We start from the raw sequence: 17,515 nt of genomic DNA, 5'->3' as shown, positions 1-17,515 counted from the left end.
ATTGCAGAGCGGTTCCCGGATCAGGGATAGCTCAGCGTCTCTTTGATAAGCGGTAGCTGAGCCTTGATCCACGCCGGATTGCAATTGGTTCCCCAGTCGCAGACCTGACTCGACGTCATTTCAGGGATAGCTCAGCGTCTCCTTGATAAGCGGCAGCTGGGCCTTGATCCATGCCGGATTGATGGGGCCCCAGTCGCTGATACGGTAATGCCCCTGCAGGTGGCGAGCCCCCTCGGTCTGCTCGAAGGCGCAGCTGATATCGAGCTCGGCCAGCGCGCTCAGGGTATCCTGTGCGGTGCGGCGCGGCATGCCGGTCGCCTCCATGATGGCGGGTACCGTATCAGTGCCCTGGCTGATCAGCCAGGCCACGTAGAGCCGCCGGTAGAAGCTGGTGCGGGTCTTGCTCGGTTCACTCATATCTCGTCCTCAAGACGATCGAAGTAGCGCCAGGTCGCAATGGCCGCTTTGCCCATCACCAGTGCCCAGAGGCCGAACCAGAACCAGCGGAAGAAGCTCCAGGTGGAGGCATCGGGTTCGGTGCTCTCGATCTTGGTGACGTTGGGAAACATGGAGAACATGTTGATGCGCCAGCCGTAGGAGGTAATGATGGCCAGACGCTTCTCGAACTCCATCGATTTGGCCTTGGCCTGCACGTCGGCGGCGTTGAACTTGAAGTAGAAGGGCCAGCCCCACTCGGTATCTTCATTGCGAAACACCCGGATCTTCTCGCCGGGGCGCTCGGTGTAGATGTAATAGACGTCGGTGGTGGGGCCGTCAGCCGGGTTCTTCTGGCTGATAGGGCCATCCTTGTCGGTGCGCTTCACCTCGACCCCTGTGATGGTGGCGATGGTGTGCTCCGGCAGGTAGTAGTCGAGCCAGGCGGCGGAAATGAGGGCTATGAGCCCCAGGGCGATAAAAGCGGGTTTCTTGAATCTCAGGCTCATGGTGTGCTCACGTGAGGGGGAGTAACGTGCCTCTACCATACCGATATTTGACAGGGCAGCCCAGCCCCTTATGGCACCAACGGCCAAAAAATGGCGTTTAAAACAGAGACAAAGCCATTGCCCCATCAACAAGAAAGGCCCTTGCGGGCCTTTTTGTCTGCTTCACTTTGTGCGCTTACAGCTGGAATTGGGCCAGTTGCTTGCGTTGCTGCTCGGCGAGCTGCGAGAGTTCGTTGCTGGCACTGGCACTCTGGCTGATGCCGGCGGAGCTCTGGCTCACGATCTCGTGAATATTGGTGATGTTGCGGTTGATGTCGGCGGTAACGCAGGACTGCTCCTCGGCGGCGGTGGCGACCTGGGCGTTGGCGTCGTTGATCTGGCGCACGGCACCGGTAATGCCGCTCAGCAGATCCTGCACCTGAGCCGACAAACGCTGGTTATGGCTGAGGATCTCCAGAGTCTCCTGCACGCCGTTGTTGGCGGATTGGGACTGACTCTGCAGCCGCTCGATGATGGCCTGGATCTCCTTGGTGGAGTCCTGGGTACGGGCAGCCAGCATTCTTACCTCATCGGCCACCACCGCAAAGCCACGACCCGTTTCACCGGCACGGGCCGCTTCGATGGCGGCATTGAGCGCCAGCAGGTTGGTCTGCTCGGAGATCCCCTGGATCACTTCAATCACCTTGCCGATCTGCTCGGACTGGGATTTGAGCTGAGCCACGATGGCGGCGGCATCTTCCAGACTGCCCGCCATCCGGCTGTTGGCGGCGATGCTTTCGGTAAAGAGGGCGAGCCCCTGTTCGACCCGGCCATTGGCATCCCGCGCCAGCTCGTCGGCGATGGCTGCATTGTGGTTGACGTTGTCAGCGGTGCTGGAGAGTTCGGTCACGGCGGAGGCGACCTGTTCGATCTCGCTGTGCTGCTGCTTTGCATTGGCCTCGGACTGGGTCATCACGGCCGCCAGCTCGGTGGCGGCGGAGGCGACGCTGTTGCTGATCCCGGTCAGGTTCTCGATGGTGCTACCAAGTTGCCCCAGAGTGAGGTTGATATCTTTGGCCAGACGGGTCAGCTCGTTTTTGCCCTCCGCTTTGGCGCGCACGTTGAAGCGCCCTTGCGCCACGGCGTGCATCACCTCTTGTAGCTGACTGATGGGGCTGACGATGCGCCCGGAGAGGACCCAGCCACAGATCAGCGCCGCCAGCAGGGTACCGGCGGTGAGCAGCAGGGTACGCAGCAGGGTGGCGTCGTAGTGGGCCTGCTCTTCGGCCAGCTCTTGCTGGATCAGCTGGTTGATGTGGGCGGACATGCTGTCGATCTGCTTGATCAGCTGTTCACCCAGCTCGCGGAAATGGAGGCGAGCCGCCTCGTAGGCGACCGGATCGCCGCCACCCTGATGTTTTTGCGCCAGCAGCGGCAGCATGTTGCTGCGGGTATGGCTGAGGTAGGCCTGCAGGGCGGCAGCGACCTGACGGTTATCGTGCTCGGCACCGGGGAGCACCAGACGGCTGAGGATGGCGTTGATCTCCTGCTCGGCGCTGTTGAGGTTGGCGGGCAGTGCGGCAAACAGCTTGGCATCGTAGAGGCCATAGATGGCGCTGGTGCGCAGCCGGTAGGTGGCGTGGATCAGTTTGGCAATATCGTCCTTGTTTTGGACCACGCTCTGGGTCGTCTCATCTATGTCATTGATGGCTTCATCCAAACCCTGTTTGCTGATGGCGATCATCACCATCATCAGCAGGCTGGCCAGCAGCAAAGGTATCAAGACCTGAACGCGTATTGATAGATTATTCAATGACATAAATGGCTCTAATCCGGAATTGGAGGAGCCGACATATTACACATGCACGTCAGGAGCTGTCACAGGCTTTTATTGCTGAAATGTGCTGAAGAAAAGGTTTTTTCTTGTGAGAAAGGAGCCATTTAGGCATGATTGAGCGCTTTATCCCCCGAATATGTGGTACAACTGGCTGGGTTGTGTCAATCCTGTCCCGTTTTCGTGATTTTCCGCTCTCGTCATATGGAGGTGTGTTGTGTCCAGCTGGATCGATCCGGCCATTCTGGCTCTGTTTATCCCGACCTTTTTCTTTGTCTCGGTGACCCCCGGCATGTGCATGACCCTGTCGATGACGTTGGGGATGAGCCTGGGTGTGCGCCGAACCCTGCACATGATGTGGGGAGAGCTGATCGGTGTCGGGCTGGTCTCGGTGCTGTCGGTGATCGGGGTAGCCGCCATCATGCTCAACTATCCGGGGATCTTCGCCGCCTTCAAATATGTGGGGGGCGCCTATCTGGTGTGGCTTGGCATCCAGATGTGGCAGGCCAAAGGAAAGATGGCTATTCCGGCAGATCTCTCGGCCGGTCAACAGACCAGCGCTATGGGGCTGGCGGTGCAGGGCTTTGTCACCGCCATCGCCAACCCCAAAGGGTGGGCTTTCATGATCTCCTTGCTGCCCCCATTTATCTCTGCCGACAAACCGATGGCGCCGCAGATCAGCGCGCTGGTGGCGCTGATCCTGGTTATCGAGTTCTCCTGCCTGCTGCTCTATGCCAGCGGTGGCCGTACTCTGCGCCACTTCCTCGCCAAGAGCGGCAACGTCACCCTGATGAACCGCATCGCCGGTACTTTGATGCTGGGGGTGGGGGTCTGGCTGGCGCTCGGTTAAGAGCCGTCTGTGACCCACACCACGAAAGAAAAATGCCACCGTCGGTGGCATTTTTTATGGGCGTAGCCTGGCTCAGCGAGGTTTGAAGCGCTCGACCCAGGGGTTGGCGGTCAGGCCATGGAGCAACACGCTCAATATGATGGTGCAGAGCACGGTGGCGATGATGGGGCGTTGGCCGATCAGCGCCGGCTGGTTTTGCAGCACCATCACCGCAAAGACGATGCTGGCAAGGCCCCGTGGCCCGAACCAGCCGATAAAGAGCTTGAGCTCTGGCTTGAGGCCGGTGCCGATGAGGCTCAGCCAGACCGGCACCATCCGCAGCAGGGTGAGACTGGCAATGGCATAGAGCCAGTATTGCCAGTGCATCAGCTCCGGCAGCATGGGGAGCAGGGTGGCGCCAAACACCATCCAGATCACCACGGAGAGCAGGTCGCCATACCCCTCGCAGCTGTCCATATAGGCGTGCTTGTGTTCACCGAGTCTGCGCCCGATAAAGAGGCCGCCGACAAAGGCGGCGATAAAGCCGCTGCCACCCAGGCTCTGGGCCAGCGCGAAGCAGAGCAGGGCCAGCCCCGGCATGGTGAGTTGGCGCCAGAGCGGCAGTTGCCAACCGTTGAGATAGGAGATTTTCAGCAGTCGGATGGTGAGGCTGGTCAGCACGAAGGCGACCAGCAGGCCAATGCCGATCTCCTCCAGCATCAGGGTGAGGGCCAGCGCCGCGGTGCCCGCATGTTGCTCGGTGGGGGCGATAAGGGCCAGCAGCAGGAGCAGTACCGGCACACAGATGCCGTCGTTTAGGCCGCTCTCCTGATTGAGCCCTTCGCGCACCGGTGCCGGTACGGCCGGGTTGCTGACCACCGCCTTGCCGAGCGCCGCATCGGTGGGGGCGAGAATGGTGGAGAGGATAGCCATCTCCAGCAGTGGCAGGTCGGGGAAGAGCCAGTGGCCAAACAGGGCGCCACAGACCAGGGTGAGGGGCAGGCCTATCAGCAGCAGCCGGATCGGCAGTTGCCGGTTGGCCAGCAACACCTGCCAGTTGGTGTTGGCGGCATCGTTGAACAGCACGATGACCAGCGAGAGCTCAGCCAGCAGCTTGATGCCATCGCTGTCGATGGAGAGGGCGATCAGCTCCACACCACCCGGCCCCAGCAGCCAGCCCGCCAGCATAAACAGCAGGGGGCCGTTGACCAGTTTTGATTCGAAGCGCCCGGCAATCAGGCTATAGACCAGCAAGAAAGCGGCGATCACCGCCAGGTTCTGGTAAAGCAGGTGTGCATCCATACAACCTCCTTTCTACCCCCCGCAGGGGCGGTTTAGTCGGTCAGGCAGTCGGGGTCGAACACATACTCCCCGTCGAGCCAGCGCACGATTTCGTCGACGCAGGCTTGATCCCGAAACGGCAGGTAGCGCGCCTTGAGGGCGGCAATCTGCTCGGGGGTGAGCTGCGCCAGCCCCAGATCCTGAAACAGCGGCAGGTCGGCCTCGATCATCGCCGAGATCTGTGGGCCGCAGGTGGCGTTGAGGGCGGCGTGCAACGCCTTGTCGGGATCGTACTGCTTGCCGAGCCGGTAGCTCATCGGCAGGGTGGCGAGCGGCAGGGCCGACAGCGCCGCCTGCTTCATCGGGTTGACCGCGTGGCCCGCGACCAACTCCGCCAGCTCGGCGGGGCGGTTCTCGAAGGCGCGCAGATGGAGGTAGCTGCTCGCCTTGCTGCCATCGTTGACCGGGTAGTTGTCCCACAAAAAGGGCTTGCGGCCGAGCAGTTCGGTCACCTGCTTGAGGTGTACCGCCGGATACTCGGTCGAGCAGACCTTGGGGCCGGTCCAGAAGATTTCGAAACGGCGGTCGAGCTGCTCGCCAAGTTCTTCCAGATAGCGGGGAGGCATAGCGCCGAACACCTTCTCCAGTACCGGATCGGTCGAGTAGTAGCTGGGGCAGAAGATGAGGCGGGTCGCCTTGCTGTGAGCCGCGATATCGTGGGCGATGGTGAGCTGGTGACGGGCCAGGTCCGGGGTATCCCCCTTCATATCGTCAAACAGCACCGCCAGAATGTCTGGCTGGAGCATCTCGTCGATCAGGCGCACTTTTTCAAGCAGCGCCGGGCGCTTGCGATCGTAGTCGTGGTGAGCCCCCATGGGGCTTAAGCCCACCCCGAAGGCGAGCCCGCTGGCGCGGCACTGGCGCGCCAGCTCGGCGAGATCCGCCAGCTGCTGCTCGGGCCAGGGGAGGGCCCAGTGCTTGCGCAGATAACCATCTTCTTTCGGGGCGTAGATATAGAAGCCGTAACCGTGGCGCGGCAGCCACTGGGCGTAGCGGGCGCGGGCCTGCCAGCTCCATCCCTTGCCAAAAAAGCCTTCAATCACCCCCAGATTGGCAGCGGGGGGCAGGGGGCCGGACAGCAAACTTTGATATGGCATAATTCTCTCCCTTCTTGCTGGGGACTTGATACGGGACGGTCGGTCAGACCGGGTCCTCTTCCTGAAAGCGCACCCCGATCTTGCTCGGTACGCTCTCGTCCATTTCGGCCACGGTCCAGATCAGGCCCTGCCATTCGATGTTGTCACCGACCACCAGATTATCGCCCAACTGGCTGGCAATAAAATCGCCCAGTGTCTGATCCGCCACCTCGCTCACATCCAGCCCGTAGAGAGGGGCGAGATCCACCAGCCGCGCCGCCGCCTCCAGCAGGAAGTCGCCGAAGAAGCGGGGGCCGAGATCCTGCTCCGGCGCTTGACTGAACAGCTGGCCGAGGGCGGGGAGGTCACGCTCGTGACCGATCACGCAGAGGATGTCATCGGCCTGCAGGCAGGTACTGCCCGAGGGGTGGAGCAGCTCGCGGCCGCGAAACAGGGCGCAGATCCGGGTGCCGGCGGGCATCTGCAGATCCCGCAGCGGTGAGCCGATGCACCATTTCTCCTCCCCCAGTTGGTAGACGAAGGTCTCCCACTGGCTGTCGAGATCGATCTCGAGCCCGGAGCGGTTGATAGGCGACGGCGGCGCTGGGACTTCCACCCGCGCCAGTTTTGAGGCCAGCGGCAGCGAGCTGCCTTGCAAAATCAGCGAGACCAGCACCACGAAGAAGGCGACGTTGAAGTAGAGCTGGGCGTTGGGCAGCCCCGCCATCATGGGGAACACCGCCAGAATGATCGGCACCGCGCCGCGCAGGCCAACCCAGGAGATAAACCAGCGTTCGCGCGGGGCGAAGTTCTTGAACGGCAACAGCCCGATCCAGACCGACACCGGGCGAGCAAACAGGATCATCCAGGCTGCCAGCGCCAGTGCGGGCAGGGCGATGGGCAGCAGCTTGTGGGGCGAGGCGAGCAGCCCCAGCACCAGAAACATGCCGATCTGGCTCAGCCAGGTCAGACCGTCCAGCACCGACAAGGTGGTGCTGCGACTGCGCAGGGAGAGGTTACCGAGCAACAGACCGGTCAGATAGATGGCGAGAATGCCGCTGCCACCGACCGCCGTGGTGAGGGCGAAGATCAGCAGGCCGCCGCTGACGGTGAGCAGCGGATAGAGCCCCGGCGCCAGACGAGCGCTATTGATGAGGCGCCACAGCAGCCAGCCGCCGCCGAGGCCGATCCCGGCGCCAAGGCCAAACTGCTTGACCAGTTGCAGCAGCAGGAAGCCCGCATCCAGCCCCTGCTGGGCGGTGGCGAGCACCTCAATCAGGGTGACGGTGAGAAACACCGCCATGGGATCGTTGCTGCCTGACTCTATCTCCAGCGTGGCGCTCACCCGCTCGTTGAGGCTACGCCCGCCGAGCAGGGAGAAGACCGCCGCCGCATCGGTGGAGCCGACGATGGCGCCGATCAGCATTCCCTGCATCAGACTGAGGTCAAACAGCCAGGCGGCGGCCAGACCCGTCAGGCCGGTGGTGATGGCCACCCCGACCGTGGCGAGCGACAGGGCAGGCCAGAGCGCGACCCGAAACGAGGAGACCCGGGTGCGCATGCCGCCGTCGAGCAGGATGATGGCGAGCGCCAGGTTGCCCACCAGATAGGCGATGGAGTAGTCGGCGAAGTGAATGCCACCGGGGCCATCCTCACCGGCCAGCATGCCGACGGCGAGGAAGATAACCAGAATGGGAATACCGAGGCGGGAAGAGAGGGCGCTCAACAGTACGCTGGCTCCCACCAACAGGGCAGCGACAAAAAAGAAACTGTTGATGGTAGCGGCATCCAAGGGCGAACTCCTTCCTGGTAATGTGCAAAGTAGGCACATTATATGCAGTTAGGCCCCCCTTGTGTGGCTTGATTGTGCATCAATTTGCATTTTTTTACATTTTTCACCTCATGCCCGCGCCATATGATGGTCGCGACAAGGTGAACGAAAGCGGAGCTAAAGGAGCGTTGTTCTCAGGGTGAGAAGACGGGGTGTAATGGGGGGCCAGTGAGGTCGGGCAGGAGTGGAGCAGGGGAGCACAAGGGCGCTCCCCACGGGATGGGGCGGGATTCAGTCGTCCTCGTCATCCTTCACTTCGCGGATCTTGTCCTTGTAGTTGGGCAACTGCTTCTCCAGCCGTTTCATGTCTTTGATGGCATTGAGAAACAGCCCGAGCAGGAACAGCAGCGGCAACCCGATCCACAGCCAGAGATTCATGGGATTTTCCTTTCGTCAGGACAGGTGGTGACATAACGGGCCAAAATGTCATCGAGGTTGGCCAATATGGTCGACTTGCCTTCAATATCCGCCTGTTGCAGGCAAAGCGCCAGTGCCTCGGGATCGAGCCGCAGCTCGTCGGACTCCAGCGAGAAGCTGATATGCCAGGGCTCGTAGGCGACCCCGCTCTGTGCCCCGACCGGTTTGGCATAAGGAAGGAAGAAGCCGAAGTCGCTCATATGGTCGCTGAGCCACTCGCTGAGATCTGCAAACCAACCCCCGGCTTCATACTCCCAGGGCTCCAGCGCCAGTTTGGTATCGGCAGGCAGGCAGTCCGGGTCGTAGATGTCGAGATCGGTCCCCCAGTGGTGGCGACTGGTGCCCGGCAGGGCACTCCAGCGCAGGATGGCGTGCAGCCGCTCAGTCTCGCTCAGTTGCAGGGCATCGATGGGCTGGCTGCTGGCATCGAGCAGTGGCCGCTCGCCGCGCCACTTGCCATTCCAGATGGCGAGCTGGCGCTCGAAGCTGCGCCAGCTGGAGGCCGCCTGCAGGTTGAACCCCTCATAGGCGGCCGCCACCTGCATATCGTTGAAGGCCGCCGCAGTGGCGGCAGTCAGACGATGGGGGCCGCGCCCCACCACAATAAGGTGGCTCTCGTCGAGCCCCAGCAGTTGTTCCTGTGTCATGCCAGCAATCTCTCGAGCACCCCTTGGTACATGTCCGCCAGCAGATCCAGATCATCTGCCTTCACGCACTCGTTCACCTTGTGAATGGTGGCGTTGACGGGGCCAAGCTCAATCACCTCGGCGCCGGTGGGGGCGATAAAGCGCCCGTCGGAGGTGCCGCCAGTGGTGAGCAGGGCCGGTCGCTGACCGTTCACTGCCTCGATGGCCGCCACAGCCGCATCGAGCAGCGCGCCGGTATCCGTGAGGAAGGGCTGGCCGGAGAGGGTCCAGCTCAGCTGATAATCAAGGCCATGTTTATCCAGCAACGCTTCGACCCGCTCGCGGATATCCATGTCGGTCAGCTCGGTGCTGAAGCGGAAGTTGAACTGCACCTGCAACTCGCCTGGAATGACGTTGGAGGCGCCGGTACCGGCCGAGATGTTGGCGATCTGGAAGCTGGTGGGGGGGAAGTAGGCGTTGCCATCATCCCACACGGTGGCAGCGAGCTCCGCCAACGCTGGCGCGGCGTTGTGAATGGGGTTGTCCGCCAGATGGGGATAGGCCACATGCCCCTGCACCCCGCGCACCAGCAGATCGCCGGTGATGGAGCCGCGTCGGCCGTTCTTCACCACATCGCCCACCACGGCGGTAGAGGAGGGCTCGCCGACGATGCACCAGCGGATCTTCTCGTTGCGGGCCTCCAGGGTGTCGATCACCCGGGTGGTGCCATTGATAAAGGGCCCCTCTTCATCGGAGGTGATAAGAAAGGCGATGGACCCTGAGTGATCCGGATGCTCGGCCACGAAGCGCTCGACCGCCACCACCATGGACGCCAGCGAGCCCTTCATGTCGGCGGAGCCACGGCCATAGAGCACGCCATCCTTGATGGTCGGCTCGAACGGCGGGGTGTGCCATTTGTCCAACGGCCCGGCGGGTACCACGTCGGTGTGTCCGGCGAAGCAGAACAGCGGCCCCTCGCTGCCACGGCGGGCCCAGAGGTTGGTGGTGTCCTCAAACACCATGGGCTCGATAACGAACCCGAGCTTTGCGAGGCGCTCCGCCATCAGGGTCTGGCACCCTTCATCGAGGGGGGTAACGGAGGGGCGGCGGATCAGATCCTTGGCCAGTGCGATGACATCCGACATCAGTTGTCCTTAACGGGAGAAGAGGGATTGGTAGTGATCAGCCTTGAAGCCCAGGGTCAGTTCGCCGTCACGATCCAGCAGCGGGCGCTTGATCATGGCCGGGTGCTCCAGCAGCAGGGCACGTGCCTTGGCGGTGTCGAGCCCCTGTTTGGCCTCATCCGGCAGGGCGCGGAAGGTGGTGCCGCGACTGTTGAGCAGGGCTTCCCAGCCGAGTTGTGCCAGCCAGCTGTCCAGATCGTCCGGGTTCAGGCCGTCGGCGCGGTGGTCGTGAAAGCGGTAGTCGATACCGGCCTCATCCAGCCACTTGCGGGCTTTCTTGATGGTGTCGCAGTTCTTGATGCCATAGAGGGTGATGGCCATGGGGAGTCCTTCTCTTGTGGGCGCTGGCCGTGGGCCGCGTCCCGAAAATCCGAATCAATACAGTGCAAGGGCCTGATTCTGGCATTGTGGCGATCTCATGGCAACGCTGATGGTCTGGAGTGAGGGGATTCTCGTGACTGGTCGCACCTGAACGGCGCTTTTGAGATCAAGGTCAGGACACTGTAGCGGGAGTGCCCGATGGCGCGGTTATTGCAGGAAAAAAGCGGTTATTGCGGAAAAAAGAGATGGGGGTAAACGCCAGATAGCCAAAACGCGCCAGCGGGCGCGTTTTGGTCGGCATCTTCAAGCACGTCAATCAGTGCAGGGTGGTCCACTCATGCTCAAAGACCCGGGCCCGTTCCCAGGGGGCATCAGGCAGGCTGGAAGAGAGGCCAGTGTATTTGCCCACGTCGTCCACCACGATGGCGGAGAGGATCGGCAGGTTGTTTTCGGTGCAGTACATGCGGATGCGTTGCAGCAGGGTGCGCAGTTCATCCTGGCACTGCTCCAGCCCGGCCTGCTTGGCCAGTTTGGAGTAACGAATGGTAGTGCGTTCCTTTGCAGACTCGACGAGGATGTCCCACAGCTTGTAGTCGCAGGTCGAGGCACCTGCGGTGGCTTGGCTTGTCATAACTCTCTCCGGCGCGAAATGGTCGCTATATGTCGAAGCGCATCTTCGCCAGTTCGGCGCCGTCATATGTTGATCCAACGCAAAAAAGAGGGGAGTCGCGTCACACAATTCCCCGATAAGGGCGGACAAAGGTTTTCTAGCAGTTGAAATAACGAAAATTTGTTACATGACCGACATATTATGCTGATGAATCCCGATGACGGCACCTTTCTTGATAGGGATCAAAGGCAAACCGTGGTCAGAACACTAGATTTCGCTCTTCGATAAATTTATCAGGAGTGAATATTGGAACTGCTATTCGTCTTGCTCGTACTGGTCGCCGTGGTCTACGGCATTATCAAGGATTACAACCCGCAGGCGGTGCTGGCGCTGGCGGGCATGGCCATTTTTGCGGTGGCCTACTGGCTGGGGCTGCACCCCATTCTCCCCGCTGACAAGAGCACCGGCTTCGCCCTGTTCGACCTGTTCGAAGTGTTCAAGGGGATCTTCTCCTACCGCGCGGCGGGGCTCGGCCTCACCATCATGGCGGTCGCGGGCTTTGCCACCTACATGTCCCATATCGGGGCCTCTCAGGCGCTGGTGCGGGTGGCGGTCAAACCGGTGGCGGGCATTCAGTCCAGCTACCTGATGCTCTCCATCTGTTATCTGGTGGCGGTATTTGTCTCCCTGTTCGTCACCTCCGCCACCGGTCTCGGCCTGCTGTTGATGGTCACTATGTATCCGGTGATGCGCAACCTCGGCATCAGCCCGGCCTCCGCTTGTGGCGTCATCGCCACTTCCCAGGCGTTTGAAATTGGCCCGACCCAGACCAACGCCATCTTCTCCGCCGGTCAATCCGGCATGGATCCGACCAGCTATTTTGTCGACTACCAGATCTGGCTGGTGGCCCCCATGTTGCTGGTGACCATGGTGCTGCACTTCTTCTGGCAGCGTCACTGCGATCGCCAGGATGGCTGGGATCCGGCCCTGCATCGCGGCGATCACGCCGAGCTGGACGAACAGGGCGCCGAGAGCGTGCAAGCGCCCACCTGGTATGCCCTGCTGCCCGTCATCCCCTTCGTGCTGATGATGACCTTCTCCAAGCTGCTGGTGAGCGACATCAAGATGAGCGTGGAGGTGGCCATGCTGCTCTCGGTCTTTATCGGAATGCTGTGCGAGCTGCTGCGTAGCCGCTCGGTGCGTACTGCCTTCGCCGGGCTCTCCAGCTTCCTCGACGGCATGGGCAAGGTGTTTGGCCCGGTGGTGGCGCTGATCGTCTGTGCCGAGCTGTTTGCCGAATCCCTCAAGGCTATCGGCGCTATCGATACCCTGCTGCACTCGGCCAGCAATGCCGGTATCGGCAGCGGTCTGATGACGCTGGTGATGGTGGCGCTGATCATGGTAGCGGCGGTCATCATGGGCTCCGGCAACGCGGCGTTCCTCAGCTTCTCGACCCTGGCACCGGCGGTGGCGGCCAAGTTTGGCGTGCCTGCGGTGACCATGTTGCTGCCGATGCAGCTCGCCTCCAGTATCGGCCGCACCGTCTCCCCCATCGCGGCGGTGCTGATCGCCTGTGCGGGCATCGCCAAGGTATCGCCCTTTACCGTGGTCAAGCGCACCAGCGTGCCGATGGCGGGGGCGCTGGTGACGGCGTTGACCCTCAACTATCTGCTGTTTATGTAGTGATATGGGTTATGTAGTGGTGTTTGGAATTTAGCGGTCGGGCGGGTGGCATGGCTGCCCGCCTTTTTCTCACTGTGTCGCATTGTTGCAATTGACGATTGGCCATCAACGCTGATTGTTGCATGGAGAAGATAATGACAGTTGTAAAGAGCCCGTTTTCCCTCGAGAGCTATCTGGCCGACTTGGCCCCGCTGATCAATCTCGATTGCGGCACCCGCACCCCGGCCGGGGTGGCTCGGGTGGCCGATATCATGACCGAGAAATATGAGGCCATCGGCTGGCAGGTGACCCGTCACCAGTTCGCCGCCGAGTGCGGCCCCTGCCTCGAGATCACCAATGCGCCGGGTGCCGAGCACTACGACGTGATGCTGTGCGGCCACATGGATACCGTCTTCCCCGAGGGGACGGCGGCCAAGCGCCCGCTGAAAATCGAAGGCAATCAAGCCTTTGGCCCCGGCGTGTCGGACATGAAGAGCGGCCTGCTCTCTATCTGGTATGCCCTTAAAGAGATGGATCCGGCCCAGCTGGCCAGGCTCAAGGTGCTGGTCTGCTACAACTGCGACGAAGAGATTGGCTCCCCCTGGTCGAAGAATTGGCTGGTCGAGCGAGCCAAACAGAGCGGCTGCGTGCTGGTGGCCGAAGCGGCTCGTCCCAACGGCGATCTCATCAGCGCCCGCAAGGGCAATGCCAAGTACCGCATCACCTTCCACGGCAAGGCGTCCCACGCCGGTTCGGCGCTGACCGAAGGGGTCTCTGCCATCACAGAGCTCGCTCATTGGGTGCTGGCCATCAACGAGCAGGTCAACATGACCACGGGCACCACCATGAACGTGGGCGTGGTACAGGGCGGTACCGGCGTCAATGTGGTGCCGGACTTTGCCGAAGCGATCGTGGATTTGCGCTTCTGGAGCAACGAAGAGGCGGCAGCGGTGCACGACCGACTCACCTTTATGGCCAACAATCCCTTCCTCGTGGGCTGTCGGGTCGAGGTGGATCGCCAGACCTTCAAGCCAGCGATGCGCCCCAATGGTGACACCGAAGCAGTGATGGCATTGGTAGAGGCCGCGGCGGCGGATGAAGGGATAACCTTCAACTGGCTGGAGGCCGGTGGTGGCTCCGATGCCAACTTCACCGCCGCCGCTGGCGTACCGTCGCTGGATGGTTTCGGCCCCATGGGCGGCGGTTTCCACTCGGAGGCCGAATTCTTGCTGCTCGACAGCATCGAGCCGCGCATCCGCCTGCTGCAGCGGGTGCTGGGCAAGCTGGCGAAATAAGCCGGTTTATCCCTTGTCCGGGTCGTCATAGTCCGCTTAAAACTGGCCCGATCAAATCCAAACGGGAGGCTGTTGCCTCCCGTTTTTTTATCCCGATTTTTCGCGCGTTGAGTGAGCGGGCCAGATAGTTTGGCGCCGTTACCCCTGCGGCTCGGCCAGATAGGCCAGATGATCCTGCCGCGCCACCCGCCAGTCATCGAGGCGCAGCGGGGCGGCAAAGCCCGGGCCGTCGGTCACCATGGTGTGATATTCCCCTTGCTCGCCGCAGGCATCGAAGCCCTCGCGCTCGGCCAGTTGCTGCAGCTCGCTGAGGGTGGTGGCATCCAGAATACGTCCGGCCCACTCGGGGGCCAGCACCCGGGTATCGACGCAGGAGAGGTGGGCGACAATGCCGCGTGCCAGCATATCCGCCAGCAAGGCTTGGCGAGATTGCTGCCAGAGCGGGGTATGGACGGTGAGCCCGAGCGGGCGGCAGCGTTCGCGGATCCAGTTTGGCGCGCCTCCCACGCTGTCGATATCGCCGGTCACCACCCCATCCAGAACCCACTCCTGCTGCAAGCGGCTTAGCGCCGTCTCATAGCTCTGCTCGAACGGCGCTTCTATGGTGACCAGCAGATGGGGCAGCCCGAGGGCCGCCGCCTGACGACGTACCAGCGGTAATGGGTGGGCGAGAAAGCGGGGCGCAGGCGGGGCAAAGGTGGCCAGTGCCACCACCTGATGGCCCGCAGCGCGGGCATGACAGAGCGCCAGCATGGCATCTTTGCCACCGCTCCAGAGCAGGATGACGCGAGACATGGGGGGATTCCGGTGGTGAACGAGGGGGACATGCTACCCAGCGGCGGGGGCGCAGGTAAAGCGGATGGGTCAATCGGAACGCAAAAAAGCAACGGGCCCGCGATGGGGCCCGTTGAGCGGTGACGTGATAAACGCCGCTGCGATTACAGCAAAATGGTGGTCAGCAGGTAACCCACGGCACTGGCGCTGCTCACCCCGATCAGCCCCGGAATGATGAAGCTGTGGTTGATGATGAACTTGCCGATGCGGGTGGTGCCGGAGCGGTCGAAACCGATACAGGCCAGATCGCTCGGGTAGGTCGGCAGCACGAAGTAGCCGTAGCTGGCCGGCAGGAAGGCGATCAGCAGTTTCGGCTCAACGCCCAGTGCCAGACCCATGGGGGCGATGGCGGTCAGGGCGGCGGCCTGGCTGTTCACCAGCTTGGAGATGAGGAACAGCACCAGGGCATAGGTCCAGGGCTGGGCCTGTACTACGTGGGCCAGGGTCTCTTTGAGCAGCGGCATGTGAGCCTGGAAGAAGGTCTCACTCATCCATGCAACCCCGAACACGGAGAAGATGGCGACCATGCCGGCCTTGAAGACGGCACCGTTGGAGATATCACCCGGCTTGACCTTGCAGCGCATCAGGATGATGGCACCGGCGATCAGCATCATCATCTGGATCACCAGGTTCATGGAGAGCGGGCCGGTCTTGTCCTTGATGGTGAACACCGGACGCAGACCTTCGTTGGCACCGAGCAATACCACGGCGGCGATGGCGGCGAAGAAGATCCAGGTAGACCAGTAGGCCTCTTTCGGGAACTTGGTGTTGAGCAGGGTTTCACCGCCGCCGTAGATGAAGGCGCGTTGCTCCGGATCCTTGATCTTGGCCTGGAACTCTTCGTCCTTGTCCAGATCCTTGCCGCGACGCAGGCTCCACAGGGCTGCCATGACCACACCGGTCAGGGAGGAGGGGATGGCGACCATCAGGATGTCGAGCAGGCCGTAAGCCTGACCGATGCCGTGACCGGCAGCCAGAATGGAGACCATGGAGACCACGGCAACGGAGACCGGGGAGGCACAGATCGCCATCTGGGAGGCAACGGAGGCGACGGCCATCGGGCGCTCGGGGCGGATGTTCTTCTGCAGCGCGATGTCAGCGATGATGGGGAACATGGTGTAGACCACGTGGCCGGTACCGCACAGGAAGGTGAGGGTCCAGGTCGTCAGCGGCGCCAGGATAGTGATGTATTGCGGGTGACGGCGCAGCAGACGCTCGGCCACTTGCATCATCAGGTTGAGGCCACCGGCAGTCTGCAGGGTGGCGGCACAGCCGATCACCGCCAGAATGGTCAGCATCACCTGCACCGGCGGTTCGCCCGGCACCAGGCCGAAGACGAAGGTCAGCAGGAAGAGACCGATACCACTGATGAGACCGAGTCCCATGCCCCCAAAGCGGGTACCCAGCAGCAAGCAGCCGAGTACCACTAAAAATTCCATCAAGATCATTCCGTTACCTCGTGTGATTCAACCCATATTGCCGCGGGTAGCCTGAACCATGAATTGTCGTTGTCTGTTTTATTTAGCCCAAAAGGGTTAGTTGCTATTCTGCTCCCCTGCAAAAGTGAAAAAATTGAGTTACTTCAATAACTCGATGAATTTTAGATTAAACCACTTAAAAACCACGTGCTGATAAAAGCATCACTTCTTCAAGGGTATGGTATCACTCTGGACTCACCCGTCAGGTCGCCACAGAGGGCGTCATGACGGCAAATAAGGCTGCAAGGGAGGCGTCAGAAAAGGTCTGGATCACCGGAGAATAGGTGCTAAAAGCGCGGGTTCGGATGATATTTCCCGCCAAGTTGGGGGTTCTACGAGTCTGACTGTCAGGGGGCGGGTGGTGGCTGCAGATAGCGGCGCTGATAATCCTCGCTCAGCTGCACAATATCGAGTCTTGCAATGGCCTGAGCCACCCGTTGTTGCAGTGCCTGCTGGTCGGGGTGAAACATGATGTGCAGGCTCTTGTGCTCGAGGATCCGCGGGTGAAACTGCAACCCGGCCACTTGCAGCTGGCGGTCGTGATTGATCAGCCAGTGAAAGACATCCCGGTCGATGACAGCCAGATCGAGCCGGTTGCGCTGCAGTTTGCGCAGATTGAGCAGATCTTCATCGACGGCAAACGTATTAAGGCGCTTGTTCACCATCAGGGTATCGAACTCTCGGGTATTGACGTACCCCTCCACCACGCCGATCCGGTAGGGGGCGAGATCCTCGAGCTGCTGCCAGAGGATAGGCGCCCCGGCCCGCTGCGCCATGCCCAGCACACTGTCGCCCACGCTGGGGGAGCTGCGCCACAGGGTGGGCAGGGTGTCGGAGAGGTACTCGGGAAAATAGCCGCTGTAGGGCTGGGTCGGATCGGCGGCCAGCCGCACCGCTCGTTGCCAGGGGTAAAAGTCGAACTCCACTTCCAGTCCCGCCTCGGCAAAGGCACGCTTGACGATGTGACCGGTGAGGCCACCATCGGGCAGGCTCTGGCTGGTGTAGGGGGGCCACTCCAGCGTGGCCAGACGAACGGGCTTGGCCCACAGTGAAACAGGCATGCAGAACAGCAATAGCGAGAGCAGCAGGCGATATCCCATGGGCGACCAGTTCCTTGTGCCGATTGGTTCTGAGTATCACCCATAACGGTGACAATAAAAAAGCCGACCCACAGGTTAATGCCGATCAGTTAAGGATCCATTGACCGATCCTGCTGATGTGTAAAAATCCGAAACCTGTTGATTGGTTTCGGAT

The 17,515-nt window shown here is 61.3% G+C and carries 17 protein-coding genes; 3 read left to right on the top strand and 14 right to left on the bottom strand.

Translation table 11 applies throughout. The features are described 5' to 3' along the window. Positions 1 to 120: 120 nt before the first annotated feature. From BSP75_RS03415 to BSP75_RS03405, 3 genes are all read right to left on the bottom strand, one after another. Positions 121 to 417 (bottom strand): winged helix-turn-helix domain-containing protein, encoded by a 297-nt coding sequence (locus tag BSP75_RS03415; protein ID WP_005344341.1) that lies wholly within the window; start codon positions 415 to 417, stop codon positions 121 to 123. Continuing rightward, entirely contained in the window at positions 414 to 944 is a 531-nt protein-coding gene (locus tag BSP75_RS03410) for a DUF1523 family protein (RefSeq protein ID WP_005344342.1), read from the bottom strand. Before BSP75_RS03410 ends, BSP75_RS03415 begins: the two co-directional genes overlap by 4 nt. 175 nt (positions 945 to 1,119) lie before the next feature. Then, positions 1,120 to 2,742 (bottom strand): methyl-accepting chemotaxis protein, encoded by a 1,623-nt coding sequence (locus BSP75_RS03405; protein ID WP_075112226.1) that lies wholly within the window; start codon positions 2,740 to 2,742, stop codon positions 1,120 to 1,122. A gap of 232 nt (positions 2,743 to 2,974) precedes the next feature. On the opposite strand from BSP75_RS03405, the gene BSP75_RS03400 reads away from it, so the two are divergent. Then, positions 2,975 to 3,607 carry a LysE family translocator gene (locus BSP75_RS03400; protein WP_069554739.1) on the top strand — a complete coding sequence of 211 codons (633 nt, stop codon included), beginning with the start codon at positions 2,975 to 2,977 and terminating at the stop codon, positions 3,605 to 3,607. A gap of 72 nt (positions 3,608 to 3,679) precedes the next feature. On the opposite strand, the gene BSP75_RS03395 is transcribed toward BSP75_RS03400, so the two are convergent. The 8 genes from BSP75_RS03395 to BSP75_RS03365 form a co-directional block, all read right to left on the bottom strand. Next, on the bottom strand, positions 3,680 to 4,888 hold the full coding sequence (locus BSP75_RS03395) for a cation:proton antiporter (protein ID WP_075112225.1): 1,209 nt from the start codon (positions 4,886 to 4,888) through the stop codon (positions 3,680 to 3,682). A 32-nt stretch (positions 4,889 to 4,920) separates the two neighbouring features. Continuing rightward, positions 4,921 to 6,024 carry a beta-N-acetylglucosaminidase domain-containing protein gene (locus tag BSP75_RS03390; RefSeq protein ID WP_075112224.1) on the bottom strand — a complete coding sequence of 368 codons (1,104 nt, stop codon included), beginning with the start codon at positions 6,022 to 6,024 and terminating at the stop codon, positions 4,921 to 4,923. 43 nt (positions 6,025 to 6,067) lie between these two features. Beyond that, complete coding sequence (locus tag BSP75_RS03385) at positions 6,068 to 7,795, bottom strand: potassium/proton antiporter (RefSeq protein WP_075112223.1); 1,728 nt, start codon at positions 7,793 to 7,795, stop codon at positions 6,068 to 6,070. Positions 7,796 to 8,065: 270 nt separating this feature from the next. After that, positions 8,066 to 8,212 carry a hypothetical protein gene (locus BSP75_RS21440; RefSeq protein ID WP_005337933.1) on the bottom strand — a complete coding sequence of 49 codons (147 nt, stop codon included), beginning with the start codon at positions 8,210 to 8,212 and terminating at the stop codon, positions 8,066 to 8,068. After that, positions 8,209 to 8,898, bottom strand: a complete 690-nt coding sequence (locus BSP75_RS03380; RefSeq protein WP_075112222.1) for a M15 family metallopeptidase — start codon at positions 8,896 to 8,898, stop codon at positions 8,209 to 8,211. The genes BSP75_RS21440 and BSP75_RS03380 overlap by 4 nt, the downstream gene beginning before the upstream one ends. Beyond that, positions 8,895 to 10,022, bottom strand: coding sequence for a succinyl-diaminopimelate desuccinylase (gene dapE, locus BSP75_RS03375; RefSeq protein ID WP_075112221.1), 1,128 nt, complete (start codon positions 10,020 to 10,022; stop codon positions 8,895 to 8,897). The genes BSP75_RS03380 and dapE overlap by 4 nt, the downstream gene beginning before the upstream one ends. Before the next feature lie 9 nt (positions 10,023 to 10,031). Then, positions 10,032 to 10,382, bottom strand: coding sequence for an ArsC family reductase (locus BSP75_RS03370; protein WP_005344356.1), 351 nt, complete (start codon positions 10,380 to 10,382; stop codon positions 10,032 to 10,034). 316 nt (positions 10,383 to 10,698) lie between these two features. After that, positions 10,699 to 11,013 carry a hypothetical protein gene (locus tag BSP75_RS03365; protein ID WP_075112220.1) on the bottom strand — a complete coding sequence of 105 codons (315 nt, stop codon included), beginning with the start codon at positions 11,011 to 11,013 and terminating at the stop codon, positions 10,699 to 10,701. A 285-nt stretch (positions 11,014 to 11,298) separates the two neighbouring features. Between BSP75_RS03365 and dcuC the strand changes: the two genes are divergently transcribed. Together dcuC and BSP75_RS03355 are read left to right on the top strand one after the other, a co-directional pair. Continuing rightward, positions 11,299 to 12,675, top strand: coding sequence for a C4-dicarboxylate transporter DcuC (gene dcuC, locus BSP75_RS03360; protein WP_075112219.1), 1,377 nt, complete (start codon positions 11,299 to 11,301; stop codon positions 12,673 to 12,675). Positions 12,676 to 12,809: 134 nt separating this feature from the next. Then, positions 12,810 to 13,949 carry a M20 family metallopeptidase gene (locus tag BSP75_RS03355; protein WP_075112218.1) on the top strand — a complete coding sequence of 380 codons (1,140 nt, stop codon included), beginning with the start codon at positions 12,810 to 12,812 and terminating at the stop codon, positions 13,947 to 13,949. Positions 13,950 to 14,087: 138 nt separating this feature from the next. Here the strand turns inward: BSP75_RS03355 and BSP75_RS03350 are convergent, their stop codons facing one another. From BSP75_RS03350 to BSP75_RS03340, 3 genes are all read right to left on the bottom strand, one after another. Then, the gene (locus BSP75_RS03350) at positions 14,088 to 14,744 is read right to left on the bottom strand and encodes a hypothetical protein (protein WP_075112217.1); all 657 of its coding nucleotides are present in this window, start codon (positions 14,742 to 14,744) and stop codon (positions 14,088 to 14,090) included. A gap of 143 nt (positions 14,745 to 14,887) precedes the next feature. Continuing rightward, positions 14,888 to 16,231 carry an anaerobic C4-dicarboxylate transporter gene (locus BSP75_RS03345; protein ID WP_042062536.1) on the bottom strand — a complete coding sequence of 448 codons (1,344 nt, stop codon included), beginning with the start codon at positions 16,229 to 16,231 and terminating at the stop codon, positions 14,888 to 14,890. A gap of 377 nt (positions 16,232 to 16,608) precedes the next feature. Further along, positions 16,609 to 17,361 (bottom strand): transporter substrate-binding domain-containing protein, encoded by a 753-nt coding sequence (locus BSP75_RS03340; RefSeq protein WP_075112216.1) that lies wholly within the window; start codon positions 17,359 to 17,361, stop codon positions 16,609 to 16,611. Positions 17,362 to 17,515 lie beyond the last annotated feature (154 nt).

The organism is Aeromonas sp. YN13HZO-058 (assembly GCF_001921245.1).
GTDB lineage: Bacteria > Pseudomonadota > Gammaproteobacteria > Enterobacterales > Aeromonadaceae > Aeromonas > Aeromonas allosaccharophila.
This window is presented reverse-complemented; position numbering and strand designations above follow the sequence as displayed.